Below are 24,448 nucleotides of genomic sequence, written 5' to 3'. Positions count from 1 at the left end.
GCGCCGGGCTACCTCGCCGTCAATCCGCTCGCGCCGGGCAGCGGCGACGGTGTGCTCCGAGCACAAGGCCCTCGAGCGGCGGACGTCATCGTCGGGCTCCTGAGCGTGCCGATCACCGCCCCGCCCGGCCAGCCCGGAGCATGCTGGCACGGCCGTCTGGGCGCACCGGTGATCGACCGGCGGTCGTTGAGGTACCCGTTCGCTGACTGCTGTGGGCCGCGTTCAGGCCGCTGCGGCGGGGAGCAGACCGATGCGGCCATGGTAGGTACCGCCGAGCTGGTCGGTGTCGGAACCGACCAGTAGCCCGGCAGGGCAGGTGACGAGGACTTCGACGCCGACACCGCGGCTGTGCGTCGGGTTCCACGGCAATGCCTTGCCGCTGACCGGGTCGACGGCGGCGATCCCCGGCCGCGACACGGCACCGGGGCCGGCATTCTTGCGGCCGCGGGGGTTGTCCATCCACTGCTGGTGCCCGCCGACGTACACCGCGGCGTCGGTGACCGCGACCGACCAGAGGGTGTTGCCGCCGGTGCGGTTGACCCACACCGGCCGGTGCACCCCGGTGCCTGCGACGTCGAACCGGGCGACGCTGTCACACATCAGCGTCGGTCCGGCCATCCCACCGGTTGCGGCGACGGCAAGGTACGAGCCGTCCGGTGCGAAGTCGACCCCTCGCAGGTAGCTGTCGTACAGGGTCTTGCACTTGCGGGTGTAGGCGTCGGTCGACCAGCCGCTCAGCGTCGCGGCCGGGCCGCCGACGTCGGCGAGCAGCAGCTGCGCGCGCGGCATGCCGGCGGCCGTGTCGAACGCGCCGACCGCGGCAAGACGGGTACCGTCCTGGGTGACAGCGACCGACTCGACCTTGACGGTGCCGCCGTCGCGGCGGGCCAGCCGAAGGTCGAACCCGGAATCCGCCGCGCCGGTCGAAGCCGACAGCCGTGCCAGACCAGCACGACGCTGCCCGCCGATGGTGGTGAAGGTGCCTCCGGTGTACAGCCATTCGCCAGACGAGGTCATCGTACGGATCTGCCCCGGTCCGGCGGTGGTGGTGAACTCCACCACCCGGCGGCCGGTGCCGAGGTCCAACTGGGCCAGACCGGGCCAGGCGTCGCCGTTGACCTTCGTGAACGTGCCCGCGGCGTAGACCGTCCCGCCCGGACCGGCGGCGACCGCCGTGACCCGGCCGTTCAACTCAGGTGCGAAGTCCAGCACCCGGCCGGTGCCGAGCTGGAACGCGAACAGCGACCGGCGCGCCGTACGCCTGCCGGTCGCCGCGTCAGCGACCGTCGTGAAGTTCCCGCCGACCACAACGGTGTCACCGATCACCGCCATCCCGGCGATCGCCCCGTCGAGCACGTTCGGCGTCCACACCACCGGCCGCTGCGACACCACACCCTGCATCGCCTGTCCAGCGACAGCCACCCCAGCAGCCGTCACCAGCGCAGACGCCAAGACAGCAACGATGGTGAACGTTCGGCGCATCGGACGGCACTCCCCTCGCGGCAACAGCGACGACAACGGACCGGACGGACCGGCACGATGTACAACGAAACAGGTACCTGCCTGGCTATCACCTGGAGTCCGGCGGGAGCAGTGCGGGAGTACTGGCGCGGCGGCCGGTGCCTGCCGTCGGCCGGGCCGGTTGCGTGACGGCGGCGGGTGGGGATAATCGGCGAACTCATGGCGGCCGCTGCCCGAAGGAGACCCGGTGAACCGCGACTCGGCCTCGACTCAGTATGAGCGGTTGCGCGGCGACATCGTCGCCGGTCGGATCGCGCCGGGTACGGTGCTGCTCGAAACCGTGCTCGCGGAACGGCTCGGGGTGTCGCGGACGCCGGTACGTGAGGCGCTCGCGATGCTGGAGCGAGACGCGTTGCTGGAGCGGGACCGGCGCGGGTACCGGGTGCGGACGCGGAGCCCCCAGGAGCTGCTGGAGATCTACGAGGCCCGTATCGCGCTCGAGTCGACGTGCGCGGCCGCGGCGGCTGGGCGACGTTCGGCGTTCGACCTGGCCCGGCTGCGCCACCTGACCGGCGAGGCCGCCACGGCCGGCGATCCGGCGCAGCTGCGCGAGTCGCACGCGGCCTGGCACAGGGCGCTGCGCGCCGCGGCGGGCAACGCCACGATCATCGAGCTGCTGGAGCGGCTCGACACGCTGCTGGCCGTGTACGACGACGCCGAGCCGACGCTGGCCGACCAGGAAGAAGCCGCGGCCGAGCACAGGCGGGTGGTCGACGCCATCGAGGCCGGTGACGCCGAGGCGGCGCGGCGGACCCTGGCCGCCCACCTGGACCGGTCCCGCGAGGCCCGCCTGGCGCGGCTCGCCGCCGGGTCCTAGCCCGGTCGAGCAAGAAACGTCACAGGTCAAAGCCTCTTGCCCGAGCGTCGACGCGTGTATACGCTCGCGCTAATTCCCTAGCAAACAAGTCTGAATAATGGAGTAAACATGTTCCGCAGGCTGGTCGTGGCGGTGGCGTCGGCGACGCTGCTGGCCGCATGCAGCAGCACCGGCTCAACCGGCGACGGCGCGGCGTCCGGCGCCCCCGTGCGCGGCGGCACGGTCGTATTCGCCACCGACGTCGAGCCCACCTGCCTCGACCCGGCGGCACCCAGCCAGATCGCCACCCAGATCCTGCAGCGCAACGTGTACGACTCGCTGATCCAGCAGGACGCGAAAGGCGCCTTCCACCCCTGGCTGGCCAGCTCCTGGGACGTCTCGGCCGACGGCACGACGTACACCTTCCACCTGCGCGACGGCGTGACGTTCCACGACGGCACGAAGTTCGACGCGACCGCCGCCAAGGCGACCTTCGACCACTTCACCGACCCTGCGACCAAGGCGCCGCTGGCCGGCTCGCTGCCGTTCGCCTCGGCGACCGCGACCGACCCGAGCACGCTGGTCGTCAAGCTCAAGTCGCCGTTCGCCCCGTTCCTGCAGCTGGTGTCGTTCTCCGTGCTCGGCATCCAGTCTCCGGCGGCACTCGCGAAGGGGCAGGCCGCCCTGTGCGCCGGCGGGCCGGGAGCGGCCGTGGGCACCGGGCCGTTCACCACGGCCGCGTACTCCAAGGGGCAGAGCCTCACCTTCGCGCGGTACGACGCCTACAACTGGCCGCCCGAGGGCTCGCCGCACCAGGGCGCCGCGTACCTGGACAAGGTCGAGGTCCGGTTCCTGCCGGAGAACGCGATCCGGGTCGGCGCGGTCAGCAGCGGCCAGGCCCAGCTCGCCGCGAACGTGCCGCCGGTGACCGCGGCCGCGTTCGAGGCCGGCGGCGGGGTGCGGGTGCTCAGCGCGGCCGCGGCCGGCACGCCGTTCACCGCGTACCTCAACACCAAGCGGGCCCCGTTCGACGACGTCAAGGTGCGCCAGGCGTTCCAGCGCGGCATCGACATCGAGAACATCGTCAAGTCGGTCTACGCGGGCCGCTTCCCGCGCGCCTGGAGCCCGCTCACGCCGAGCACGCCGAACTCGTACGACAGCACGCTGGAGAACAGCTGGCCGCAGGACCTGACGCTGGCCGGCCGGCTGCTCGACGAGGCCGGCTGGAACCAGAAGGACGGGCAGGGGTACCGCGTCAAGGACGGCAAGCGCCTGAGCATCGTCTGGGTCCAGAACAGCACCGTCATGCGCGAGCAGCGCGACGTCGTCGCCCAGGCCGTCGCCGACAACGCCAAGAAGCTCGGCTTCGAGGTCACCGTGCAGGGCCTCGACGCCGGCACGTTCTCGGCCCGGGCCAAGGCCGGCGACTACGACGTCACCGACCAGAGCAACCAGCGGGCCGACCCGGACATGCTCTACAACGTGTGGTCGTCGAAGTTCGCGGCGACCAGCGGCGGCGCCAACTACGCCAACGTCACGGACCCGCAGGTCGACCAGTGGCTCAGCCAGGGCAGCACGGCGCTGCGGCAGGAGGACCGGCCGGCGGCCTACAAGCCGCTGCAGAAGTGGGTCGTCGACAACGCCGCGGCGGTGCCGATCTACGTCCCGCAGTACCTCCTCGGCGCCTCCAACGCCGTGCAGGGCGTGCAGTTCACCGTCTCCGGGTACCCGGACTCCTTCTACACCGTGTGGCGGACCAAGTGAGCGACGACGACTTCGAGGCCTGGCTGGCCGCGCGCGCCGAGGAGGTGGCCGGCCCGGCCGGCCACACCGCCCTGACCGGAACGTACCCGGTCGCCGAGCCGCTCGTCATCGGCGGCGTGCCCGGCACCTGGAGGGTCCAGGACGGCCGGCTCGCCGTCACCGTCGAGCCGGGCGCGCCGCTGACCAAGGACGGCGTGCCGGTGACCGGAACCGCCTCCGTCGAGGGCGACCTCGAGGCCCCCGGCGTGACGATCCGGACGTTCGTGCGGGAGGACGAGCCGGTGGTGCGCACGTACGAGCACGCCGCGCCCGGCCGGACGGGTTTCGCCGGCATCGACCGGTACCCGTACGACGAGCGCTTCCGCGTCCCGGCGACCTTCGAACTCTTCGCCACTCCCGAGGCAACCCCGATCCCCTACCAGCGCGACGACGTCCTGCGCGCCCACGTCGTGCCGGGCGAGCTGGCGTTCACCCTCGGCGGCATCGAGCACCGGGTGCGGGCGTTCGAGGGCCACGGCGGCCTGTGGTTCGTGTTCGCCGACGCGACGACCGGCGTGAGCACGTACCGGCCCGGCCGCTTCGTCGAGGCCCTGGCGACGCCGGAGGGGTACGTGGTGGACTTCAACCGCGCGTACCTGCCGCCGTGCGCGTTCTCGGACTGGTACAACTGCCCGCTGCCGCCCCGGGAGAACGTGCTGACGACCGCGGTCGAGGCGGGCGAGCGGTCGGTGCGGCGCCGTGCACACCCGGCCTGACGGCGGTCACCTCGCCCGCCGGGCCGCCGTCGCGGTCGTGCAGCTGTGGGGCGCCGCCACGCTGTGCTTCGCGATGCTGCACCTGATCCCGGGCGACCCGGTCGACATCATCATGGGCAACCAGGCGCTGGTATCGCCGGAGCTCAAGGCTCAGGTGCGCGCCGAGTACGGGCTGGACGACCCGGTGGCGGTGCAGTACCTGCGGCTGCTGGGCGAGCTGGTCCGCGGCGATCTCGGCACCTCCTACCAGCTGCAGCGGCCGGTGTGGGGCGCCCTGGCCGAGCAGGTGCTGCCCACCGCCGAGCTCGCGGGGGCAGCGCTGCTGCTCGCGGTCCTGCTGGCTGTGGGCGCGGCGGTGCTGGTCCCCGAGCGCAGCCGGGTCGCCCGAGCGGTGTTCTCCGGGCTGGAGATGGTCGCCGTGTCGCTGCCGCAGTACTGGCTGGGCATCCTGCTCATCACGTTCCTGTCGCTGCGCTGGCACCTGTTCCCGGTCATCGAGGCCGGCACCTGGCGCAGCCTGGTGCTGCCGGCCGTCGCGGTCGCCCTGCCGATCGCCGGCACCCTCGCCCAGGTGCTGCGCGAGGAGATGGACACCGCTCTCGCCCAGCCGTTCGTGACCGCGGCCAGGGCCCGCGGCGCCGGCGCGCTGGCCGTGCGGACCGGCCACGCGCTGCGGCACTGCCTGGTCCCGGCCACCACGCTCACCGGCTGGTTCATCGGCAGCCTCCTCGGCGGGTCGGTCCTCATCGAGCAGGTGTTCGGCCGGCCCGGGCTCGGGCAGGTCGCGCTGACCGCGGTGACGAACAAGGACCTGCCGATGGTCACCGGCGTGGTCATGCTGGCGGCCGCCGTGTTCGTGGTCGTGAACCTGCTCGTCGAGGTCTCCTACCTCGTCATCGACCCGAGGGTACGTCGCGATGGGACGTAGGCTGACCGTCGCCGCGGCGGCAGTGGTCGTGCTGGCCGCCGTGGCCGCCGCGCTGTGGCCGCAGCTGTTCACCGGCCACGATCCGAACGCGACCGATCCCCTGGCCTCGTTCCGGCCGCCCGGCGCCGGGCACTGGTTCGGCACCGACCAGCTCGGCCGGGACCTGTTCGCCCGGGCCGTCTACGGCGCCCGGCACTCGCTGCGGATCGCCGCCGGTGCGACCCTCGTCGCGCTGTTCGTGGCCGTGCCGGTCAGCGTCCTGGCCGCGCTCGGCGGCCGGTTCGCTGACAGCGTCATCAGCCGCGTCCTCGACGTGCTGCTGTCGTTCCCGGCGCTGCTGCTGGCCCTCGTCGTCGTCACCATCGTCGGCCGCGGCGAGCTGAGCCTGCTACTGGCGATCGGCCTGGCCGACATGCCCGGCTACGCCCGCCTGCTGCGCTCCCGGCTGCTCGTGGTCCGCACCGCCGGCTACGTCGAGGCGGCCGCCGGACTCGGCGTCGGCCCGTGGACGTCGCTGTGGCGACACATCCTGCCCAACGCGGCCGGCCCGCTGCTGGTGACCGCCACCCTCGGCCTGGGCGTGGCCATCATCTTCGCCTCCGGGCTGAGCTTCCTCGGCCTCGGCACCCAGCCACCGACCCCGGAGTGGGGCGCGATGCTCGCCGAGGGCCGCTCGACGCTCGCCGTCGCCTGGTGGGCCGGGGTCTTCCCGGGCCTGCTCATCACCGTCACCGCGGTCGCCGTCACCATCCTCGGCCGCGATCTGCGCAACCGCTTCGGCATCGGCTCGATCCGGCCGTGAACCCTACTGGAGGTGTCCCGTGCCAACCGACCGCTACGGGCAGCGTGTGTCCACAGTGGACCCCGAGGCCGCCGCGGCCTACTTCGACGCCGTCGACGCCTACCTCGCCCTCGACGACGCCGCCGCCGACGGTTTCGCCAAGGCGATCGCGCTGGACCCCGGCCTCGCCGTCGCCCACCTCGGTCTCGGGCTGAGCCTGGCGGCGGCCGGGCGGGACGGCGAGGCCCGCGAGGCGTTCACCGCCGCCGTCCGGCTCCGCCGCGAGCACCCCGACCGGCTCAGCCCGCGTGAGACCCGCCAGATCGACCTCGTCACCGCGCCGCCGGCCAGCCTGGCCGCGTACGCCGAGCACCTCGAGGCCCACCCCGGCGACCTGCTCGTGCTCGGGTTCGCCGCCGGCCTGCTCAGCGGCAGGCGGATCGCCGCGGGCACCGGCCGCGAGGGCGTCCTCGCGCTCGCCGCCGCGTCGGCCACCGCCTTCCCGCAGGACTGGGCCCTCGCCGGAATCCGCGCGCTGGAGCTGGAGGAGGCCTGGCAGTTCGCCGAGGCGGAGCGGGCGGCCGAGCGGTCGCTGCAGGACCGGCCGGACAACCGGGCCGCCTGCCATGGGTACGTCCACGTCCTGCACGAGACCGGGCGCATCAGTACCGTCGAGTCCTTCCTCAACGGCTGGTTCGGCACCCGGCACCCCCGCTCGCCGCTGCAGACGCACCTGCGCTGGCACCACGCGCTCGTGGCCCTCGAGAACGACGACCCAGAGCTCGGGCTGCGGCGCTACCACGCCGCCATCGACCCTCGCGTCTCCACCCGCCGAACCACGCTCGTCGACGCCGCCGCCGTGCTGTGGCGGCTGCACATCGACGGCCATCCCGGCCTGCCGTGGGAGCCGGTCGCCGAGCTGGCCCGCGCCCAGCTGGCGGCCCCGCGCGGCGCGCTGTTCGACGTCCACGCCGCCCTCGCGCTCGCCGCCGGCGACCGCGCGGCCCTGGCCGGGCTCCGCGCCGCCTGGGAAGCCGAGACCACGCGGCCCAACCGCGACGTGATCCTCGCCGTCCTCGACGGGATCACCGCGCACGCCGACGGCCGGTACGACGTGGCCGCCCGGCACCTCGGCGGTGTCGTCGCGGCGGTGGCCCTGGTCGGCGGGAGCCGCCTGCAGCAGGACATCGTCGTGGACACGCTGTGCGACGCGCTGGCCCGTAGCGGGGACGCCGCCCGGGCCGCCGACATCCTGGCGGACCGCAAGCACCGGCGGCAGTCGCGACGTGACGAGCGCTGGATCGCCGACCTGCGCCGGGATTCCGCGGCGGCGCCGCGATGAGCCCCGACCCGGTCCTGGCCGCCGACGACCTGCGCGTCACGTTCCGCACGGCTCGCGGTGCCGTCGAAGCGGTCCGGGGCATCTCCTTCACCCTCCACAAGGGACAGTGCCTGGCCATCGTCGGCGAGTCCGGGTCCGGCAAGAGCGCCACCGCCCGTGCCCTGCTCGGCCTGGCCGGCCCGGCCGCTTCCGTCACCGCCACCACGCTGCGGCTCTGCGGCCGGGACCTGAGCACGCTGACCGAGGCCCAATGGCGACGCCTGCGCGGCCGCGACATCGGGCTCGTCCCGCAGGACGCGCTCGGCTCGCTCAACCCGCTGCACCGGATCCGCCGCGACGTCGGGGAGCCGCTGCGCCGGCACCGGCTGATCCCGCGTGCGCTGCGGCCTGACCGGGTGGTCGAGGCGCTCACCGGCGCCGGGGTGCCAGAGGCGGCCGTGCGGGCGCAGCAGTACCCCCACCAACTCTCCGGCGGTCTGCGCCAACGGGCCCTGATCGCCTCGGCCACCGTCGCCGGCCCGCCGGTCCTCGTCGTCGACGAGCCGACCACGGCCCTCGACGTCACCGTGCAGGCCCAAGTGCTCCTCGAGCTGGAGGGCCTGAAGGCCGGCGGCACCGCGCTGCTCATGATCAGCCATGACCTGGCCGTGGTGGCCCGGATGGCCGACCACATCCTGGTGATGCGCGAGGGCGTCGTCGTGGAGTCGGGACCGCCGGCGGCGGTGCTCGGGGCAGCTCGCCATCCGTACACGCGTCAGCTCCTCGACGCGGTGCCCACCGGCCGGCCCCACCGCACCCCGGACGGGGAAGCCCGTCCGGCCCTGCTGGAGGTGCGGGGGGTCAGCAAGCGGTACCGCCGCCCCGACGGCACCGACCACGCCGCCGTGCGCGACGTCTCGTTCACCGTCACCGCCGGGCGCACGCTCGGCGTCGTCGGCGAGTCCGGCTCCGGCAAGAGCACCGTGGCCCGCATCGCCCTCGGCCTGCTGCGCCCCGACGAGGGCGACGTCCGCTTCGCCGGTGCCCGGTGGAGCTCGGTGCCGGAGCGCCACCGCCGCCCGCAGCGCGGCCGCATCCAGCTCATCCAGCAGGACCCGCTCGGCGCGTTCGACCCCCGCTTCACCGCCGGCGGGGTCATCGCCGAAGCGCTGCGGTCCGAGCGCGACCGGACCGCGCGGCGCCGGCGCGTCGGCGAGCTGCTGGAGGCCGTCGGCCTGCCCGCGTCACTGGCCGCCCGCAGCCCCGCCGAGATGTCCGGGGGCCAGCGCCAGCGCGTCGCGATCGCCCGGGCCCTGGCCACCGGCCCCGAGCTGCTGGTCTGCGACGAGCCGGTGTCCGCCCTGGACGTCTCCATCCAGGCTCAGATCCTCGCGCTGCTGGCGGACCTGCAGGCGCAGCACGGCCTGGCGATCCTGTTCATCTCGCACGACCTGGCCGTGATCCGGCAGCTCAGCGACGAGGTGCTGGTGATGAAGGACGGCGCTGTGGTGGAGCGCGGCCCGGCCGACGACGTTTTCGACCGCCCCGTCGAGCCTTACACCCGCGAACTGCTCGCCGCCGTTCCCACGCTCCCGGTGTACCCGTAGCTTCGGCGGGTGTACTGCCCGCCCGGAATCGGCGCGCTCACCCCACGGCCAGAACCGGGGTACGCGTATTGATCGGCTACGGCGTCGCCGCTCGGCGTCATTCCACGAGGGTCCGGGTGTCGTAGGCCGCACGGGATCGCTCCACCCGGGCCACGTTCTCGCTGCCCCAGGCGATCATCGGCTTGACCGCTTCGTGGAGAGTGACGCCCATCTCGGTGAGCCGGTACTCGACGTGCGGGGGCATGACCTCGAGCACGGTACGGACGAGGATGCCGTCGCGTTCGAGATTGCGCAGGGTGACGGTCAGCATCCGCTGACTGACGCCGTCCAGGTCGCGCTTGAGCTCACTGAACCGTCTCGGCCCCGCGTCCAGCATCGAGATGACGAGCAGTGACCACTTGTCCTCGATCAGCGGGCGACATCCGCTGCGCATGGTTACCTCCAGAGAACCGAGGCACCGGAATGTGCCTGATTGCCCGGTGCGTGACATCCGTCAGAACATGAGGAGCTTCCAACGAACACTCTCACAGCGAAGGACAGGCATGTCCACTTACGTCCTCATCCATGGCGCATGGCACAGCGGGGCGGCCTGGGACCGCGTCGTGCCGCTACTGAGCGCCGCCGGCCACCGGGTTCTCGCACCGACCCTGACCGGCTACGGTGACCGCATCCACCTCCTCAGCCCCGAGGTCGGACTCGACACACATGTCGACGACGTCGTGCGCCTGCTCGACGACCAGGACAACGTCATCCTCGTCGGCCACAGCTACGCCGGCATGGTCATCACCGGAGCAGCGAACCGCACACCAGACAAGATCGCCCGCCTCGTCTTCCTCGATGCCATGGTCCCCCACGACGGCGAAAGCGCCGTCGACGTGATGCCGGCCACCCAACACCTCATCGACCGGGCGGCACAGACCGACACCCCATGGCGCCTGCCCCCGATGTCCCGCTCCTTCGGCGTCACGGAACCAGCCGACCTCGCCTGGCTGGACACGATGCTGTCCGACCAACCGGTCCGCTGCCTGCAACAGCCGGTCGCCTTCGACAATCCGGCCGCGCACGCGATCCCACGTACCCACATCCACTGCACCACCGACGCTCCGCCGCGGCGCCCCGTGCCCCCGCAGGACGAGGTGTGGGAACTGCCGACCGGCCACGACTGCATGATCACCATGCCCTTCGAGCTCACCGAACTCCTCCTCAAGGTGCACTGAGGAGCAAACCAGTCCCGCCCCGGTCCAGTCGCCGGCGACTGGACCGGCATGGTCGTCGTCTGCCTCGCCGACCGGCCGCAACGGTTCACCGAGCCGCAGGTGCTCCTGCGCGCCGTCACACCGACGGTGCTCCGCGAAACCCTCCGGGCCATGCAGCGCGACGGGCTGCATGGCCCGGAGGGGTCTGCGGACCAACCCGCCGCACGTCGAGTACTCGCTGGCACAGCCCGCTGGAGTTCGTCGGCGCCGCCCGCACCTGGACCAGTTCACCACGGCACGCGAGGCCGGCGGGCCGGCCGGTGACTCAACTGGCGAGCAGGAACCGGGTCAGCACCCGGACGCCGAACTCGAGGCCGTCGACCGGCACCCGCTCGTCGACGCCGTGGAACAGCGAGGCACCTAGGAATTCGGGACCGGTCGAATAGAACTATGATGCATATTTCCGATCGGAATTGTGTACTTACCTGATGACATGTCAGAACCTCGGCTGCGTTTCTCAAGCTCACCACCTGATACCCGGCAATACGTCGACGACGACGGATCGGTGGACACGCCGTGGACGGAATTGCTGACGGTGGTCAGGGGGCTGGTCGTGGTATCGGAGTTCGAAGTCACGGTCCGATGTGGACGAACGGTGCCCACCGGGTCGGGTGGTCGGGCGAGTGTTCGCGGTCGTGGCGGATGGCTTCGTGCAGGGCGAGGGCTGTAGCGTCTGGGCGAAGCCGGCCACCGGCCGCGGCGTGGGTGTAGAGGTCGCAGGTGATGTCGGCGGCGGCGTCGGCCCAGACCGACCATAGCGTCGCGACCACGTGACGCCATCCGGAGTAGTGCAGCGCAGCGGCCAGCGTCACCACCTCGTCGGCTACGTCCGTGCCGACCGTCGCGGTCTTGCACGCGGAGAGCACCGCCAGCCGCCTGTCGTGCGGGGCGTTCGCGATGTCCGCGACGGTGAGTGTCCCGTCGTCGAGCACCACGCCGGAGTCGGACGGCCGCTGCGGGTTCTGCTGGCCGTGGCAGCTGAAGTGGACCATGCCGCAGTCGCCCAGCGCGGCCAGGACACGGGACCGGGTGGCATCAGTGCCCTCAAGGAGCGTCCACCTGTCGCTCGGCAGCAGGCTGATCAGGTGGTCACGCTCCAGCCGGACCTCAGGCAGGTCCAGGCTCCGGTCGTCGCCGGTCGTGGGCATGGCGACGATCAGCAGACGCTCGCCGCTGAGCAGGTCGTGCGCGGTGTCCGGGGTCCGCGGATCGGTGCGGGCCCGTGCGAGGGCGCGCAACCCTGGCGTGTACGACGAGACGACCCGGTCGAGCACCGCTTCGCCGGGCTGCTCGTGCTTGCCGGCGGCATGGATCGGCACAAGCTGCAGCTGTCCGCTTGGACACCACCAGAGTCGTGGCCACGGTCGGCCGTCGTCCTCGTGCCGGCCGACATCCAGCGCGGCCAGGACGGGCTCGGCGATCGTGTCCCAGGCCCAGCCGAGCAGGTCGTTCACCGCGATCTCGGCCGAAAGCCGGGCGGCAGCGGTGCGTTCCCGTTCCGAGCGGCCCAGCGCGTCGAGGTACTCGCCCAGGTGTTGGTCGGCGTCGGCGGCAGTGAGCGCGCGCAGCGGGACGACGTGGACACCGCTGTGCCGCACGACCAGCGCGTCGCACCGCCACGGGCTGGTGTACACCATCACGACCGGCCCGGTGTCTGGCGGTGGCAGGAGGGTGTCCAGTGCCGGCGGCAGCAGGAAGTGTTCGAGCCCGGGCCGTTGGCGTACCTCGGCGACGATCTCCTGCCACCGGGACGCGAGCGCGAACCGCTGCCCGGCGTCGGCTCGCTGCGGCTCGGCCGCGCTGTCGGCGGTCGCGTCGTCGGTGTTCGCGTCAAGGACCGCTCGGATGTCGACCATCTCCCGGGCCAGTTCCGGTGCGGCTGTCCAGACTGCGTCGAGGTCGGTGCGGGTGTCGAGCAGCTGCGACCACAGCACCGTCCGGCCCTGCTCCAGCAGGCGTACCGCATCGTCTGGCCGGTCGCAGTTGACCGCCGCCGCGGCGGCCTCGCCGGCCAGGCCTTCCATGGTGCCGAGCACGTCCTCGTTGGCCGCCCGCCCCTTTCCCCACCAGGCGAGCAGCGGAAGCAGCCGGATCGCTTCGGTGTAGCCGGCGAGCGCGCCCGGCCAGTCGCCGAGCTGTACGCCCATCCGGCCCCAGTCGCGGGCGGCGTAGATCCTCGTTTGCAGGGAAACGGCTACATCGCCGCAGACTCGTTGCCACAACGTAATCGCCTCTTGCGCGACCCTCCGGTCGCCGAGGTGGTCGAATCTTGTGCGCAGCGTGATGCCGAGGGTCCACAGTCGACTCTCGCGGCCTGGGTCGTGGTCGACGACGTCCGCGGCGGCGCGGCCGACCTCGATCGCCTCGTCGAGGTCGGCGACGTCGCCGGTGCGCTCGAAGCGGAAGCGGAGTGAGACCGACAGGTTGTGCAGCGCCGCACCGTCCGGCGCGGCACCCTCGGCCCGGGTGGCCAGGACAGCACGCCGGACCGCCACGACCTCGTCGAGGTCCGCGATCGCGTTCGTCGACATGTACCGCATGAACAGCGCGTTGGCGAGGGCGTCCAGCACAGGACCGCGGCGTTCGCCGGCGGGCACCACGCGGGCGGCACGCTGGGCGACAAGGATCGCCCGGTCCAGGTCAGCGCTGGCCGCCACGGACCGATGCCGGTGGCGCAGGGCGATGCTGAGCACAGTCAGCGCCTCGGCCTGGAGTCCGGGGTCCGGCGACTCGCAGGCCACCGCCTGCTCGGCCGCCGCGACGGCCTCACTGAGATCGTCCGGCACGCCGGTCCGGTCGTACCGGATCAGCAGCTGCGTTGCCAGCGACGAGAGTCCACGCAGCTTGTCGGCCCAGCTGTCTGGGGTCACCTGGGCCGACCGCCGGTATGCCACGATCATGTCGTCCAGGTCCGCCATCGCGCCGGTGCGCGCGAACCGCAGCCTGGCGAATCGGGCCAGGTCGGCGACGTAGCGCCCGGCCTGCGGGTGGCCGTCCGGCAGCGCCTCGACCGCCTGCCGCGCCAGCGCCGCCGCGTCATCGAGATCCTGTGCGAGGCCGCTCCGCTCGAAGCGGGCGAACAGCGCGTCGCTGAGGCACGACAGGGCGAGCGCGCGGTCGGTGTCGCTGTCGCGCTTGCTGAGCAGGTCGTTGGCCCGGCGCGCAGCCTCTATCGTGGCGTCGAGGTCCTCCGAGTGCCCCTCGCTCTGAAACCGGATCAACAGGGCATTGCTCAAGTTCGCCCACGGCATCGACGGGTCCGGGTCGAGTTCGACGGCCTCACGCAGAAGGCCGATCCTGGCGTCGAGGTCGCCGACCTGCCCGGAGACCTCGTAGCGCAGTTGCCAGGTGTTGCTGGCGTTGATCAGCCGTTCCGGGCGTTCCGCGTCGCCGGCCGGGGTGAGCTCCAGCGCGCGCTGCGCGGCCGCGACCGCACCGTCGAGGTCGGTGCGGCGGCGCTCGCGCTCATAGCGGATGCCGAGCCCGACCGCCAGGCGGGAAAAATACGTGGCGAGGTTGGGATGCCCGGTGTCGACGGCGGTCGCCATCCGCAGCAGGTCAATGGCCTGCTCCAGGGTGCGCGGGTTGGTGGAACCCATCGCAAGGCGCAGTCCGATCACGCCGAGCTCGCCCACCTCGCTCAGGTCCTCGGACGATAACCGCCGGCTGTGGGCCGCCCCTGCGCCGCCACCGTCCCGCAGCCGCCGCGCGCTCCGCAGGTTTCGGTGGATCGACTCGCGCCACGGATGGTCGTCCGTGACCAGCGCGGCCGCGCGTTCGCCCGCCTCGATCGCCGCGTCCAGGTCGCCGCGGTCTGCGTCGCCACGCTCGTACCGCATGCAGAGGCTGGCGCAAAGGTTGCCGAGGTAGCCGGCGAGGTTGTGATCGTCGCTCTCCGCGGTGGCGACGGCCCGCCAGAGGTGTTCGATCGACTCGTCCAGGTCGGTCTTGTTGCCACCACGCCGGTACCGATCCTGCAGAGCGGCGCCCAGGTTGGACAACCCGGCCGCCACCGCGGTCGGCGGGCCGGCTCGCTCCGCGGTGGCCCGGCGCAGCAGGTCGATCGCGCGGTCGAGGACGGCCGGGCGCTCCACCAGCCCTTGATGCAGCAGCGCGCTGCCCTGCCGGAGCCACACCGCCGGCCCCGGCCCGTCGTACCCGACGAGTGGGTGCACCAGCTCTGGCAGCAGCTGCGGGGCACGCTCCCGGACGAAGCCGGTCAGGAACTCACCCGAGACGAGGTCCTGCGTCTGCTCACCCTCGGGCAGCAGCAGATACCGGTACCAATGCAGGCGGCCGATGACGGTCGCGACCAGCAGCTGGGCGGGCTCCAGGAACGACACGGCGTGCCAGAGTTCCTCGGCCTCCTCAGTTCCCTCCGGATCGAGGACGGGCTCACCGTCGCCGACCGTTTCCAGCGCACGGATCCGGGCGCGCAGCGACGCCAGCAGTTCCTCGATGTCGCCGTCGTCCCACGGTAGACGCATCACGCCTCCGACCTGACGGACGATCCAGGGTGGACATACGACTGCGGGGCCGGGTCCACCACGCCCTGCCGCCACTGCAGGGCGAGCCGCTGGTTCACGTTCACCTCGGCGACGCGGTCTGCGGGAAGCGGCAGGCGCAGCATCGCGTAGAGCTCGAACCGGTGCAGCTCGAACGCCGCGTCGATGGCCTCGCCGTACCCCGCCGCCGCCTCGACGGCGCCCCGGTAGGTCACCGCTGCGAGAATCCACGGCACTGCGGCGAGCAGGAGCCACCAGCCGGACGGGAGCAGCAGGACGAACCCTGCCAGGCCGGCAACCGCCAGCGCCGCGGCCATCATCACCGCCGCGTCGAGGGTGTTGCGCCGGTCGTCCACGATCGCCTTGGTCGGTGCCGGCAGCAACGGGTAGAGCTTGGGCCAGGCGACGACCGCGTCGAACCCGTACGCCGCGCCGGCCCGTTCCTCGGCCGCTGCGAGCACGTTGCCCAGCGCGGTCGGCAGCAGCCGGGCGTCGTCGGGGTACCGCTGGCGCAGCAGCGCACCGGCCCGCCCCGCGGCCTGCACCATCGCCTCCGCCCCAGGGGCGTCCGGGTGACTCGGCAACCGCTCCGCTGCACTGACCAGCCGGGCGCGCCGGCGCTGATGCACCGCCCGCGCCGGGACCCCCAACGGCCGGAGCCAAACCGGCCAATACCCCTCGAACGCGCGTACGGCGGCGAGTTGCAGCGGCCTGAGCAGAAGCGCGGCAAGCAGTCCGAGAAAAGCCACGCTCACTACCTGGCCCGCAGACGCGCCGGTGAGCCGACGCCATGCGGCGGTCCAGTCGAGCCTGGCACTCGGGGCGCCGGCAAGCACGAGCGCTGTCAGCAGCAGAGTACAAGTGATCGCGGGCAGCAAGCTCACCTGCAGGAACCGGTTCGACAGGCTGTCCAGACCAGACTTGACCGAATCGAAGCTCATCCCGTCCGCCGCATCCCCATCGGGCCGCAGCCCTCCGGGCACTCTGGCGGACGCCGTGGGTCGGCGTGGATCCGCCACACCAAGGTCTGGCAGACCGGGCAGCGCCAATCGATGAGCTCATACCTCGGGTGGCCGGGCAGCGTCTGGCCGGCGGCGTCGTCAATCCCTTTGGCGCCGCCGCGAAGCAGCCTGCGGCTCGCCGTTCCGTGCCGAACAGTCCCGACCCGCAGCACTACCAGGTCCAGCGTGTCGTCGGTGCCGAACAGCAGGTCGAGCAGGGCGGCCGCGTCCCCGGCCCGTGATGTCTCCGGCAAGTCCAACCACTGGTCGCAGTGGCCCGTCGCGAGCGGATCCACCAGCATCCGGAACGGTTCACCCGCCACCATCGAACCCTCTCCCCATGCCGATAATGCACTACCGTGTCACGCGGGGAACACGGAGTGGATCGGCCAGAGGGCTCATTGACGAAGACGGACGCCTCGGTGTGGCGGTGCCTCCCATGATGAGGTCCGGCTCGAGGAACCGCATCGGAGATCAGTGTCGGCCGGGCGAGACGCTGAGGTACCGCCCGGCCGTGAGCGGGGTTCAGATCGCGTTGTACTCCTCGTCGGTGACGTGCTCGAGCCACTCGACGACCTGCCCGTCCCGCATGCCGGTGAGCGCCAGATGCGTCATCGGGCCGTCCGGGCCGGCGCCGTGCCAGTGCTTGACGCCCGGCGGGCACCACACCACGTCCCCGGCGCGGAACTCCTCGACCGGACCGCCCCACTGCTGGGTCCGGCCGGCGCCGTCGGTGACGACGAGGCGTTGCCCGCCAGGGTGGACGTGCCAGGCGGTCCGGGCGCCCGGCGCGAAGGTCACGACCGCACCCGTGTACGGCGCGGCGTCCTCCGCACCGAACAGCGGCTGGATCCGCACCTCGCCGGTGAAGCACTCGGCGGGACCCGGGGTGGACGGCTGTGACCCACTTCGAGTGATCATTTCCTGCTCCTTCACGGCTGCAACAGCACCTTGATCGCGCGGCGCTCGTCCATGGCCCGGTACCCCTCCGCGGCCTGGTCGAGCGGCAGCGTGAGGTCGAACACCTGGCCCGGGTCGATGGTCCGCTCGACGATCAGGTCGATCAGCTCGGGCAGGAAGCGCCGTACCGGGGCGGGGCCGCCGTGCAGGTGGACGTGGGAGAAGAACAGCTCCGCGCCGGGCAGGGCGACGTCGTGGGCGACGCCGACGTAGCCGACGTGCCCGCCGGGACGGGTGGCGCGGATCGACTGCATCATGGACTCCTGGGTGCCGACCGCCTCGATGACCGAGTGCGCGCCGAGGCCGCCGGTGAGGTCCTTGATCCGGGTGACTCCCTCGTCGCCGCGCTCGGTGACGATGTCCGTGGCACCGTAGGCGAGAGCGAGCTTCTGCCGGTCGGCGTGCCGGCTCATGGCGATGATCCGCTCGGCGCCGAGCTGCCTGGCGGCGAGGACGCCGAGCAGGCCGACGGCGCCGTCACCGACGACCGCGACGGTCTTGCCCGGCTCGACCTGGGCGGCCACGGCGGCGAACCAGCCGGTGCCGAGGACGTCCGACGCGGCGAGCAGGCCGGGGATCAGGTCGTCGGCGGGGAGGTCCGGGGTGGCGACGAGGGTGCCGTCGGCGAGCGGGACCCGCAGGTACTGCGCCTGCGCGCCGAGCCCGCCCACGCCGACCCTGTGCACGCACGAGCTCTGGTAGCCGGCCCGGCAGATCTCGCAGGTGTTGTCGGACGCGAAGAACGAGCCGACCACGAACTGCCCGGGCCGCACCGTACGGACGTCGGCGCCGACCTCCTCGACGATGCCGACGTACTCGTGGCCCATCGGCGCCGGCCCGTCGACCTGCTCGATCCCGCGGTACGGCCACAGGTCGGAGCCGCAGACGCAGGTAGCGGACAGCCGGATGATCGCATCGGTCGGCTCGGCGATCCGGGGATCTTCGCGCTCCTGGACGCGGACGTCACCGGGCGCGTACAGCATGGCTCCTCGCATGGGAGGTGTTTCCTTTCGGTTCGGTGGAGCGGTGATCTCAGCCGGTGCCGAAGCCCGGGCTTCAGCGGGCGGTGTAGCCGCCGTCAACGGGCAGGGCGACGCCGACGACGAAGCTGGCGCCGGGGCTGCACAGCCACAGCACGGCGGCGGCGATCTCCTCGGCCTCGCCGAGACGGTTGATCGGCTGGTTGGCCACTGCCTCGGCGAGGTCGAGCTCACCCTTGTCGAGCATGTCGGTGACCATCGGCGTGGCGATCGTCCCGGGGCAGACCGCGTTGATCCGGATGCCACGCGGCGCGTACTCGAGCGCGGCGCTGCTCGTCAGGCCGAGCACACCATGCTTGGAGGCGTGGTAGGCCGCGCGGCCGGGCAGGCCGACGAGACCGCCGAGCGAGGAGCAGTTGACGATGGCCCCGCTGCCCTGACCGCGCATCTGGGCGAGATCGTGCTTCATGCAGGCCCACACGCCGCGCAGGTTGACGGCGTTGACCCGGTCGAAGACCTCGGCGGGCTCGTCGGCGGCGTCGCACGGCGGCGCCTGGATGCCGGCGTTGTTGAACGCCATGTCGAGCCGGCCGAACTGATCGACCGTCGCCCGGATCGCGGCCGCCACACTCGCCTCGTCGGCAACGTCGCACAGCACACCCAGCACCTGATGGTCGGCGTCGCGGAGCGTTCCGGTGGCGGTCTGCAGGGTGGCTTCGTCGACGTCGGCGAGCGTGACCGCGGCGCCGCCCTCGGCGAACGCCCGGGCAGTCGCCAGACCCATGCCGGAACCAGCACCAGTGACGAAGGCGACCTGGCCGGTGAAATCGTACGTGGGGTTCGTCATCGAGCAGACCTCTCAGCTAGCAGTGCGGCCGTGTCCCGACGCCCCGCTGCTGCGGTATGCCGCCGACGGCCACAACACCAGCCAACCCGATCCGGCGGCCGTCGGGGAGTCACTGGCGAGAGGTGTACTACCAGGGCACCCCAGCGGCCCGCTGCCAGGTCGTACCGTCGAAACCATGGACAATCGCGCCGAGGTCCGTGACTTCCTCGTTCCCGCCGGGCCAAACTCACCCCGCAGCAGGCCGGGCTGCCCGACACCGGCAACCGCCGCGTGCCCGGGCTGCGCCGCAGCGAGGTCGCCACGCTCGCCGGGGTGAGCATCGAGTACTACGCCAAACTCGAACCACCCAGACCGCCGCCGACCACTCCGGCGCAGCGACGACCGCGGCGACTCGCCGACAAGACCTGCCATGACGTCGCTGACCAAGACATGCGGGGAGTCTCCGGGGCCCGTCAGGGTCGGGCCGGCGACTTCCCGGCCAGCCGCAGAACCGAGCTCGTCATGGCTTCGACGAACCGATCACGCGATGCAGGGCTGACCCGATCCAGGGACAGAAAGGGATTGAGGTCTTCCAGCTCCATGAGCAGCAGCGCGTTGTCCCGGGTCCGGCAGGCATCCAGGCCGAGCAATGATCATCGGCCCATCCTCACACACCGGGGTTCGAGCGGTGCGTTGCCGAGTTGGCGTTCGGGCCGGTCAGCGAGTGGCTGACCGGCCCAACGCGCGTCGCCGGGACGGGTTTGCGGAACCGGTAGCCGGCGGCGTGCTGTCCGGCGTACCCGTCCTCCTGAGACTTATGCATCGGCATTGACGGTTACGCCCGATCGGTCGGCCCTGCTGCATCGCGCGACTCCGGCTGGATATGTCGAATCCGATTCGGGTACCAGGTGGGAAGAGGGCATGGTGAGGAGGCGACGATGGCCGAAGGTTTTGGGAGGGAGGCGCGGTGGCGTCCGGCGTGTCCCGACGACATCGCCGTGGCGGCGCAGGCCCGTGCCTGGTTGAGGCGTGTCGTTCCGGACCTGATCGACGAGCCGCCCCGGCCGGACCTGCTCGATGACGCTGAGCTGCTGCTCGGTGAGCTCACCGCCAACGCGCTGCAGCACGCCGGGAGCGTCGATCGGGTCGCGGTCTGCTGCACCAGGCGGGTGTTGCACATGGTCGTGCACGACCCTGCGCCGGTCGAGCCGTGGCGGCCGCCTGCTGCCGATGCTGCCAGCGAGCGCGGCCGCGGCACCGTCCTGTTCGGTCGGCTGGCCGTCGACTGGGGTGTGTCGCCCGGCCCTGACGACGGCAAGGATGTGTGGCTCGACCTTCCGCTGTGATGCACGCCTGACGCGTGGTGACGACCCGAAGCTCGGCATCGTCACCACGCGACGCGCCCAAGCCCGGCAGCAACCCCGGCGCGCCCGGCCGCGAGAGCTACGATGTGGCGTCCGCCGGTGCCCGTTGGGAGCCCGCCATGCAGCTGTCCGTGACCTCCGCACCAGGCTCGCCGGCCGTGGTGGCAGTCACCGGCGAACTCGACGTCGCCAACAGCGCCGAGCTGCGGCAGTTCCTCCATGCCCGCCTGGACGACGGCACGGCGGCGCTGACCGTCGATCTGACCGGGGTGGCGTTCCTGGACTCCACCACGCTCAGCGTTTTCGTCGGCGTGCACAAGCGCCTGCACGAGGAGCGCGGCAGCGGACTGACGCTGGTCGTCCCGCACGAGCGGCTGCTGCGCATCTTCCGGCTGACCGCCCTCGACCGCCTCTTCACCATCATCGACGCACTGCCCGGCCCCGCCACGGCTTGAGCCACGTCCGCGCTGCCCGGGCCGGCGCGCCCGGACGGCGGAGGCACGGACACCGGATTCGCGTGCAGGGCTCAGTTCGGCCGGTTGCCGGTGCGCGGCGCACCGCGACTGCGCCGCCCCCAGTCGGGAGCTGGGTCCGGTAGCTGCTACGCGCTGCTGGACGCTCGGTCCGCCTCGGCCGTCCAGCGGTACACGGCGCAGACAGCCAGCAGTCGGACGGTCAGCGGTTCTGCGGTGTGCCACGCGGCGGCCCGGTCCGGGGCCTGCCAGCCGAGCTCGGCGGCGCGGTCGGTGAGGCCGTCGGCGTAGCTGGCCAGTTCGAGGAGCATCGCGGGGCCGGCGGCGACCCGGGCGCGTACCGCGGCGGCGTGCTGGTCGACCGCCGCAAGTAGGCCGGGCAGCTCGGCAGCCGCCTCCAGACCCGCGTCGCCGAATCGGGCAGCCAGCCGTTCGAGCAGCTCACGGGCGAGTGTCGGGTCACTGGTCGGAACGGCGGTGCGGCGCTTCATGAGCACCGACTGTATGCCCGCTCAGTCGCGGAACGAACCCCATGTCAGCCGGTGCGCCCGACTTGCACCCGTTCAGACCCCCTCATACGACCCGAGCGACCGACCGCCGTGCGCGAAACGGCCGACGGCTGCACGACGGCGGGCGGCGCTGCCCGAATCGGACAGCGCCGCCTCGTGGCCGGTCGTCTATGACCGGTACTGGCCGTCCGTCGGCGGCACGATCTGGGTCCGCTGCTGCTCCGGCGGCGGGTACGTGCCCGGCGCGTACGTGGCCGGCGCGGCAGCGTGGGCACCGTGCCCGGCCTCGTAGCCGGCCGGGTTCACGGCCGGGTTCGTGGCGGGGTACGCGGCAGCCGGGGCCGGCTGAGCGACCGGTTGGGCGGCGGGCGTGAGGAGCTGGTCGGCGTCGCTCCGGCCGGCGGAGTACGCCTTGGCGTGCTCGGCGACGCGGGCCGACTCCTCGGCCGCCTTGTTCAGCCAGCCGTCCCAGCGGGCCTGCATCGGCTTGATCAGCCCGCCGCCGACACCGACGATCAGGATGCCGGCCACGGTGGCGAGCACGGCGATCAGGATCGGGGTGGTGACGGTGGTCGCGACACCGATCTGGTTGAGTGCGGCGATGACGCCGATCCCGATGATGAACACCGAGGCGATGTTGGCCAGGGTCCGGCCGTAGGACAGCCCGCCCAGGGCGTTGGAGATGACGTCCTTCACCGCGGCGGCGATCGCGCTGGCGACCACGACGATCAGGATCGCGACGAACGCCTTCGGCAGCCAGGCGATCACGGCGGCGATCAGCGTCGACACGGCGTTCGGGCCCCAGATGCCGAACGCCAGCTGCAGCGTGAACAGCAGCACCGCGTAGTAGACGAGCTTCGCCACGATGTCGGAGGCGTCGTAGCGGGACCGGGCGAGGGCGGTCTTGATCCCGCCGCGCTCGACGAGCCGGTCGAACCCGACCCGCTCAAGGATCTTGTCCACGGCCGTGCGCAGCAGCCGCGCCACCAGCCAGCCGACGACGAGGATGGCGACGAACAACAGCGCCTTGGGCACGAACACCGCCACCGAGCGCAGCGCGTCGGTGACCGCTCCGCCCACGTCGACACTCGCACCCGCCAAGGTTTCAGGCATCACAATGCTCTTTCTTCGGGGGGACGCCGGCACTGACGCCGGTCAGTGTCATCGCCATACCCTCCCCGGACGGCCGGAAACGGCAGGTCGCCCATTCAAGCGGTGGGATCAGTCGCCAATAGACGGCCATCGAGCGAGCGTCCGTGGCGGCTGAACCGGATCGGGTCGCGGCCCACCATCACACACCGACCTTGTCGCCGTAGAGCGCCAGGAGCCGCGCGGCGACGGCGTCCCGGCTCGACGGCCTGCCCTCGTCGGGGCTGTCGACGGTGTCCGACAGCAGCCACTGCCCCTCGGCGTTGCGGGCGGCGGCGAGCCCGACCTCCGGCTCGTCGCCCTTGCGCGAGCGGAACACCACCGCGGCTTCGCCTTGGCCCGCCGTGCACAGATCGAAGAATCGGATCAAGGGGGTGGCGAGCGACTCGGCCGGATCGACGAGCTCGACGCTGTACAGCCCGAACTTCCCCGGGGAGACCACGAGCCGGGCAGTGGTGCCGCTGAACAGGTGCACCACGGCCGGCTGCCCCTCGATCCAGCCGGCCGCCTCCGACATCGTGTGCCACGTCGCGAGCGCCGCGACGACCCCGAGGACCTGCTCGCCGGGGACGACGTCACCGCCGCGTTCCGTGCACAGTCCTCGGGCGAGCAGCGACGCCACCCCGGCTGCCGTGACGACGTCGCCCGCCGCCTCCGGCCGCAAATCCAGCCGCGTACGGACGGCGTCAACAGCGGCCTGGTTCGTCCCGGCGGCCGAGCGCAGCAGGAACTCGAGCTCGGCGAACGTCATCAACGTGCTTTCGGCCACGGCCGGTACCGCTCCTTCTGTGGTCATGAACCGGCCTACCGACCGAAGAGCTTCTTGACGTTGTTGATCCCGCCGGAGGCGATGCCCGCAACCGCCCCGCCGAGGTCCACCGCGGGTGCGTACGGCCCGAGGATCTGACGGACGGCCTGGCGTTCCACGGCACCGCCGACGACTTCCTTGAAGTCGTCGGAGACCTTGAAGTTCCAGTACGCCTCGAGGCCGGCCACGGCGGCGTAGCCGCCAACCCCTCCCGCGACGGCGCCGACCGGTCCGCCGATCAACCCACCGGCGGCCACCCCGCCCGCGACCGCGCCCGTCTCCAGGACCGGGAACAGCACGTCGGCGGCGAGGTCCGCGGCGGCGATCTTCCGGCCCCGTTCGTCACCGGTGAACACGGCGTGCACGTAGGACCCAAGATCGATGGCTCCGCCGACGTAGTCGCCGACCGTGCCGACGGTCTTCGCGACCTTCCCGAAGGTCTTGACCTTCTTCCAGTCGAGCTTCTCGACGGTGGTCGTCACCCCGCCGAGCGCCATACCGAAGGCGTCCTTGAACTCCTTCCAGCCCCAGCCGCCCTTGTCGACCGGTTTGCAGATGCCGCCGGTGTACGGCACGAGCCCGGCCGGACCACCCGAGCCGTCGTCGCCGCTGGCGTAGCGCTGCTGCTGGGCGTTGCGCACGGCGACGGCACCAGCTCCGCGGGTCGCCACCGCCGCGTTGCGCAGCAGGCCCGACAGCCGGTGCTGCCACAGGTCGCGGAAGTGCTGGCCGTCGTCGCCGTCCCAGTGCGTACGGGCGAACGCGGAGGCGACCTCGTTGCGGATCACTTCCAACCGGTCGGCTGCCTCCTGCATGCGGTGCCCGAGCCGTTCGAGCTCGTCGGCATCGGCTCCGGACATACGCGCCATGCAGTGCTCCTGTCCACCACATCGGTTGGATCCGCCGCACCCCCGCCCGCCGTGCCGGTCGCTCGCGGCGGGGTGGTCGGCGGGGTCGACGTTAGCCGCCCCGGAGCCCTTGTCACGCGGTTCCCCGGGACGTCGGCACCTTTGGATGCGACACGTCCGGCTGCGAGTCGGCGACGCCTGACGGCTCGACGGCTCCGACCCGTGCCAGCGTCGCGCCCACCCACCCGACCGCCCGGAAGACCAACCTGATGGAACGATCGCGGCAGGAGTACGGC

At 72.1% G+C, this 24,448-nt stretch carries 23 protein-coding genes and 1 pseudogene; 12 read left to right on the top strand and 12 right to left on the bottom strand.

Features of this window, described 5'->3' with window-relative positions; genetic code table 11:
- Positions 1-222: 222 nt before the first annotated feature.
- Positions 223-1,452 (bottom strand): PKD domain containing protein, encoded by a 1,230-nt coding sequence (locus ACFY3L_RS00590; RefSeq protein WP_389316873.1) that lies wholly within the window; start codon positions 1,450-1,452, stop codon positions 223-225.
- A gap of 256 nt (positions 1,453-1,708) precedes the next feature.
- Between ACFY3L_RS00590 and ACFY3L_RS00585 the strand changes: the two genes are divergently transcribed.
- The 7 genes from ACFY3L_RS00585 to ACFY3L_RS00555 all read left to right on the top strand — a co-directional run bounded on the left by ACFY3L_RS00585 (position 1,709) and on the right by ACFY3L_RS00555 (position 9,473).
- Positions 1,709-2,338, top strand: a complete 630-nt coding sequence (locus tag ACFY3L_RS00585) for a GntR family transcriptional regulator (protein WP_389316870.1) — start codon at positions 1,709-1,711, stop codon at positions 2,336-2,338.
- A gap of 108 nt (positions 2,339-2,446) precedes the next feature.
- On the top strand, positions 2,447-4,081 hold the full coding sequence (locus ACFY3L_RS00580; RefSeq protein WP_389316867.1) for an ABC transporter substrate-binding protein: 1,635 nt from the start codon (positions 2,447-2,449) through the stop codon (positions 4,079-4,081).
- The gene (locus tag ACFY3L_RS00575) at positions 4,078-4,836 is read left to right on the top strand and encodes a DUF1684 domain-containing protein (RefSeq protein WP_389316865.1); all 759 of its coding nucleotides are present in this window, start codon (positions 4,078-4,080) and stop codon (positions 4,834-4,836) included. The genes ACFY3L_RS00580 and ACFY3L_RS00575 overlap by 4 nt, the downstream gene beginning before the upstream one ends.
- The gene (locus ACFY3L_RS00570; protein WP_389316863.1) at positions 4,820-5,764 is read left to right on the top strand and encodes an ABC transporter permease; all 945 of its coding nucleotides are present in this window, start codon (positions 4,820-4,822) and stop codon (positions 5,762-5,764) included. The genes ACFY3L_RS00575 and ACFY3L_RS00570 overlap by 17 nt, the downstream gene beginning before the upstream one ends.
- Positions 5,754-6,566 carry an ABC transporter permease gene (locus ACFY3L_RS00565; RefSeq protein WP_389316861.1) on the top strand — a complete coding sequence of 271 codons (813 nt, stop codon included), beginning with the start codon at positions 5,754-5,756 and terminating at the stop codon, positions 6,564-6,566. Before ACFY3L_RS00570 ends, ACFY3L_RS00565 begins: the two co-directional genes overlap by 11 nt.
- Positions 6,567-6,585: 19 nt before the next feature.
- Positions 6,586-7,887: a hypothetical protein gene (locus ACFY3L_RS00560; protein WP_389316859.1), complete on the top strand. Its 1,302-nt coding sequence runs from the start codon at positions 6,586-6,588 to the stop codon at positions 7,885-7,887.
- Positions 7,884-9,473, top strand: coding sequence for a dipeptide ABC transporter ATP-binding protein (locus ACFY3L_RS00555; protein ID WP_389316856.1), 1,590 nt, complete (start codon positions 7,884-7,886; stop codon positions 9,471-9,473). Before ACFY3L_RS00560 ends, ACFY3L_RS00555 begins: the two co-directional genes overlap by 4 nt.
- Before the next feature lie 97 nt (positions 9,474-9,570).
- On the opposite strand, the gene ACFY3L_RS00550 is transcribed toward ACFY3L_RS00555, so the two are convergent.
- Complete coding sequence (locus tag ACFY3L_RS00550) at positions 9,571-9,906, bottom strand: winged helix-turn-helix transcriptional regulator (RefSeq protein WP_389316854.1); 336 nt, start codon at positions 9,904-9,906, stop codon at positions 9,571-9,573.
- Positions 9,907-10,015: 109 nt separating this feature from the next.
- On the opposite strand from ACFY3L_RS00550, the gene ACFY3L_RS00545 reads away from it, so the two are divergent.
- Positions 10,016-10,690 (top strand): alpha/beta hydrolase, encoded by a 675-nt coding sequence (locus ACFY3L_RS00545; RefSeq protein ID WP_389316852.1) that lies wholly within the window; start codon positions 10,016-10,018, stop codon positions 10,688-10,690.
- 48 nt (positions 10,691-10,738) lie between these two features.
- Positions 10,739-10,993 (top strand): hypothetical protein, encoded by a 255-nt coding sequence (locus tag ACFY3L_RS00540; RefSeq protein WP_389316849.1) that lies wholly within the window; start codon positions 10,739-10,741, stop codon positions 10,991-10,993.
- 308 nt (positions 10,994-11,301) lie between these two features.
- Here the strand turns inward: ACFY3L_RS00540 and ACFY3L_RS00535 are convergent, their stop codons facing one another.
- The 6 genes from ACFY3L_RS00535 to ACFY3L_RS00510 form a co-directional block, all read right to left on the bottom strand.
- Positions 11,302-15,216, bottom strand: a complete 3,915-nt coding sequence (locus tag ACFY3L_RS00535; protein ID WP_389316847.1) for a CHAT domain-containing protein — start codon at positions 15,214-15,216, stop codon at positions 11,302-11,304.
- Positions 15,216-16,175 carry a hypothetical protein gene (locus ACFY3L_RS00530; RefSeq protein ID WP_389316844.1) on the bottom strand — a complete coding sequence of 320 codons (960 nt, stop codon included), beginning with the start codon at positions 16,173-16,175 and terminating at the stop codon, positions 15,216-15,218. Before ACFY3L_RS00530 ends, ACFY3L_RS00535 begins: the two co-directional genes overlap by 1 nt.
- The gene (locus ACFY3L_RS00525) at positions 16,172-16,561 is read right to left on the bottom strand and encodes a hypothetical protein (RefSeq protein ID WP_389316842.1); all 390 of its coding nucleotides are present in this window, start codon (positions 16,559-16,561) and stop codon (positions 16,172-16,174) included. The genes ACFY3L_RS00530 and ACFY3L_RS00525 overlap by 4 nt, the downstream gene beginning before the upstream one ends.
- A 199-nt stretch (positions 16,562-16,760) precedes the next feature.
- A complete protein-coding gene (locus ACFY3L_RS00520; RefSeq protein ID WP_389316839.1) occupies positions 16,761-17,156 on the bottom strand; it encodes a cupin domain-containing protein in 396 nt (131 codons plus the stop codon).
- Between the two features lie 11 nt (positions 17,157-17,167).
- Entirely contained in the window at positions 17,168-18,190 is a 1,023-nt protein-coding gene (locus tag ACFY3L_RS00515; RefSeq protein ID WP_389316837.1) for a zinc-dependent alcohol dehydrogenase family protein, read from the bottom strand.
- A 61-nt stretch (positions 18,191-18,251) separates the two neighbouring features.
- Positions 18,252-19,022, bottom strand: a complete 771-nt coding sequence (locus ACFY3L_RS00510) for an SDR family NAD(P)-dependent oxidoreductase (protein ID WP_389316834.1) — start codon at positions 19,020-19,022, stop codon at positions 18,252-18,254.
- A gap of 175 nt (positions 19,023-19,197) precedes the next feature.
- Between ACFY3L_RS00510 and ACFY3L_RS00505 the strand changes: the two are divergent.
- The 3 genes and pseudogenes from ACFY3L_RS00505 to ACFY3L_RS00495 all read left to right on the top strand — a co-directional run.
- Positions 19,198-19,364: pseudogene (locus ACFY3L_RS00505) on the top strand (transcriptional regulator); the annotation flags it as partial.
- Between the two features lie 575 nt (positions 19,365-19,939).
- Positions 19,940-20,347: an ATP-binding protein gene (locus tag ACFY3L_RS00500; protein ID WP_389316832.1), complete on the top strand. Its 408-nt coding sequence runs from the start codon at positions 19,940-19,942 to the stop codon at positions 20,345-20,347.
- A 137-nt stretch (positions 20,348-20,484) separates the two neighbouring features.
- Positions 20,485-20,820 (top strand): STAS domain-containing protein, encoded by a 336-nt coding sequence (locus ACFY3L_RS00495; RefSeq protein ID WP_389316829.1) that lies wholly within the window; start codon positions 20,485-20,487, stop codon positions 20,818-20,820.
- A 146-nt stretch (positions 20,821-20,966) separates the two neighbouring features.
- On the opposite strand, the gene ACFY3L_RS00490 is transcribed toward ACFY3L_RS00495, so the two are convergent.
- The 4 genes from ACFY3L_RS00490 to ACFY3L_RS00475 form a co-directional block, all read right to left on the bottom strand.
- Positions 20,967-21,329 carry a DUF6401 family natural product biosynthesis protein gene (locus ACFY3L_RS00490; RefSeq protein WP_389316826.1) on the bottom strand — a complete coding sequence of 121 codons (363 nt, stop codon included), beginning with the start codon at positions 21,327-21,329 and terminating at the stop codon, positions 20,967-20,969.
- 186 nt (positions 21,330-21,515) lie between these two features.
- On the bottom strand, positions 21,516-22,460 hold the full coding sequence (locus ACFY3L_RS00485; RefSeq protein ID WP_389316824.1) for a hypothetical protein: 945 nt from the start codon (positions 22,458-22,460) through the stop codon (positions 21,516-21,518).
- A 178-nt stretch (positions 22,461-22,638) separates the two neighbouring features.
- Positions 22,639-23,265, bottom strand: a complete 627-nt coding sequence (locus tag ACFY3L_RS00480) for a hypothetical protein (RefSeq protein WP_389316821.1) — start codon at positions 23,263-23,265, stop codon at positions 22,639-22,641.
- Between the two features lie 35 nt (positions 23,266-23,300).
- Positions 23,301-24,164 carry a WXG100 family type VII secretion target gene (locus tag ACFY3L_RS00475; protein WP_389316818.1) on the bottom strand — a complete coding sequence of 288 codons (864 nt, stop codon included), beginning with the start codon at positions 24,162-24,164 and terminating at the stop codon, positions 23,301-23,303.
- Between the last annotated feature and the right edge of the window lie 284 nt (positions 24,165-24,448).

Source organism: Dactylosporangium sp. NPDC000521, assembly GCF_042898305.1.
In the GTDB taxonomy this organism is placed as follows: domain Bacteria; phylum Actinomycetota; class Actinomycetes; order Mycobacteriales; family Micromonosporaceae; genus Dactylosporangium.
The sequence above is the reverse complement of the archived record's forward strand: the minus strand, read 5'-3'. Positions and strand labels throughout refer to the sequence as shown.

Coding starts and splice junctions, on each gene's coding strand:
- ACFY3L_RS00490 (WP_389316826.1), bottom strand. CDS start 21,329: ATGAAGCGCCGCACCGCCGTTCCGACCAGTGACCCGACACTCGCCCGT.
- ACFY3L_RS00535 (WP_389316847.1), bottom strand. CDS start 15,216: ATGCGTCTACCGTGGGACGACGGCGACATCGAGGAACTGCTGGCGTCG.
- ACFY3L_RS00545 (WP_389316852.1), top strand. CDS start 10,016: ATGTCCACTTACGTCCTCATCCATGGCGCATGGCACAGCGGGGCGGCC.
- ACFY3L_RS00530 (WP_389316844.1), bottom strand. CDS start 16,175: ATGAGCTTCGATTCGGTCAAGTCTGGTCTGGACAGCCTGTCGAACCGG.
- ACFY3L_RS00500 (WP_389316832.1), top strand. CDS start 19,940: ATGGCCGAAGGTTTTGGGAGGGAGGCGCGGTGGCGTCCGGCGTGTCCC.
- ACFY3L_RS00540 (WP_389316849.1), top strand. CDS start 10,739: ATGGTCGTCGTCTGCCTCGCCGACCGGCCGCAACGGTTCACCGAGCCG.
- ACFY3L_RS00520 (WP_389316839.1), bottom strand. CDS start 17,156: ATGATCACTCGAAGTGGGTCACAGCCGTCCACCCCGGGTCCCGCCGAG.
- ACFY3L_RS00580 (WP_389316867.1), top strand. CDS start 2,447: ATGTTCCGCAGGCTGGTCGTGGCGGTGGCGTCGGCGACGCTGCTGGCC.
- ACFY3L_RS00515 (WP_389316837.1), bottom strand. CDS start 18,190: ATGCGAGGAGCCATGCTGTACGCGCCCGGTGACGTCCGCGTCCAGGAG.
- ACFY3L_RS00485 (WP_389316824.1), bottom strand. CDS start 22,460: ATGCCTGAAACCTTGGCGGGTGCGAGTGTCGACGTGGGCGGAGCGGTC.
- ACFY3L_RS00555 (WP_389316856.1), top strand. CDS start 7,884: ATGAGCCCCGACCCGGTCCTGGCCGCCGACGACCTGCGCGTCACGTTC.
- ACFY3L_RS00565 (WP_389316861.1), top strand. CDS start 5,754: ATGGGACGTAGGCTGACCGTCGCCGCGGCGGCAGTGGTCGTGCTGGCC.
- ACFY3L_RS00495 (WP_389316829.1), top strand. CDS start 20,485: ATGCAGCTGTCCGTGACCTCCGCACCAGGCTCGCCGGCCGTGGTGGCA.
- ACFY3L_RS00550 (WP_389316854.1), bottom strand. CDS start 9,906: ATGCGCAGCGGATGTCGCCCGCTGATCGAGGACAAGTGGTCACTGCTC.
- ACFY3L_RS00510 (WP_389316834.1), bottom strand. CDS start 19,022: ATGACGAACCCCACGTACGATTTCACCGGCCAGGTCGCCTTCGTCACT.
- ACFY3L_RS00475 (WP_389316818.1), bottom strand. CDS start 24,164: ATGTCCGGAGCCGATGCCGACGAGCTCGAACGGCTCGGGCACCGCATG.
- ACFY3L_RS00525 (WP_389316842.1), bottom strand. CDS start 16,561: ATGGTGGCGGGTGAACCGTTCCGGATGCTGGTGGATCCGCTCGCGACG.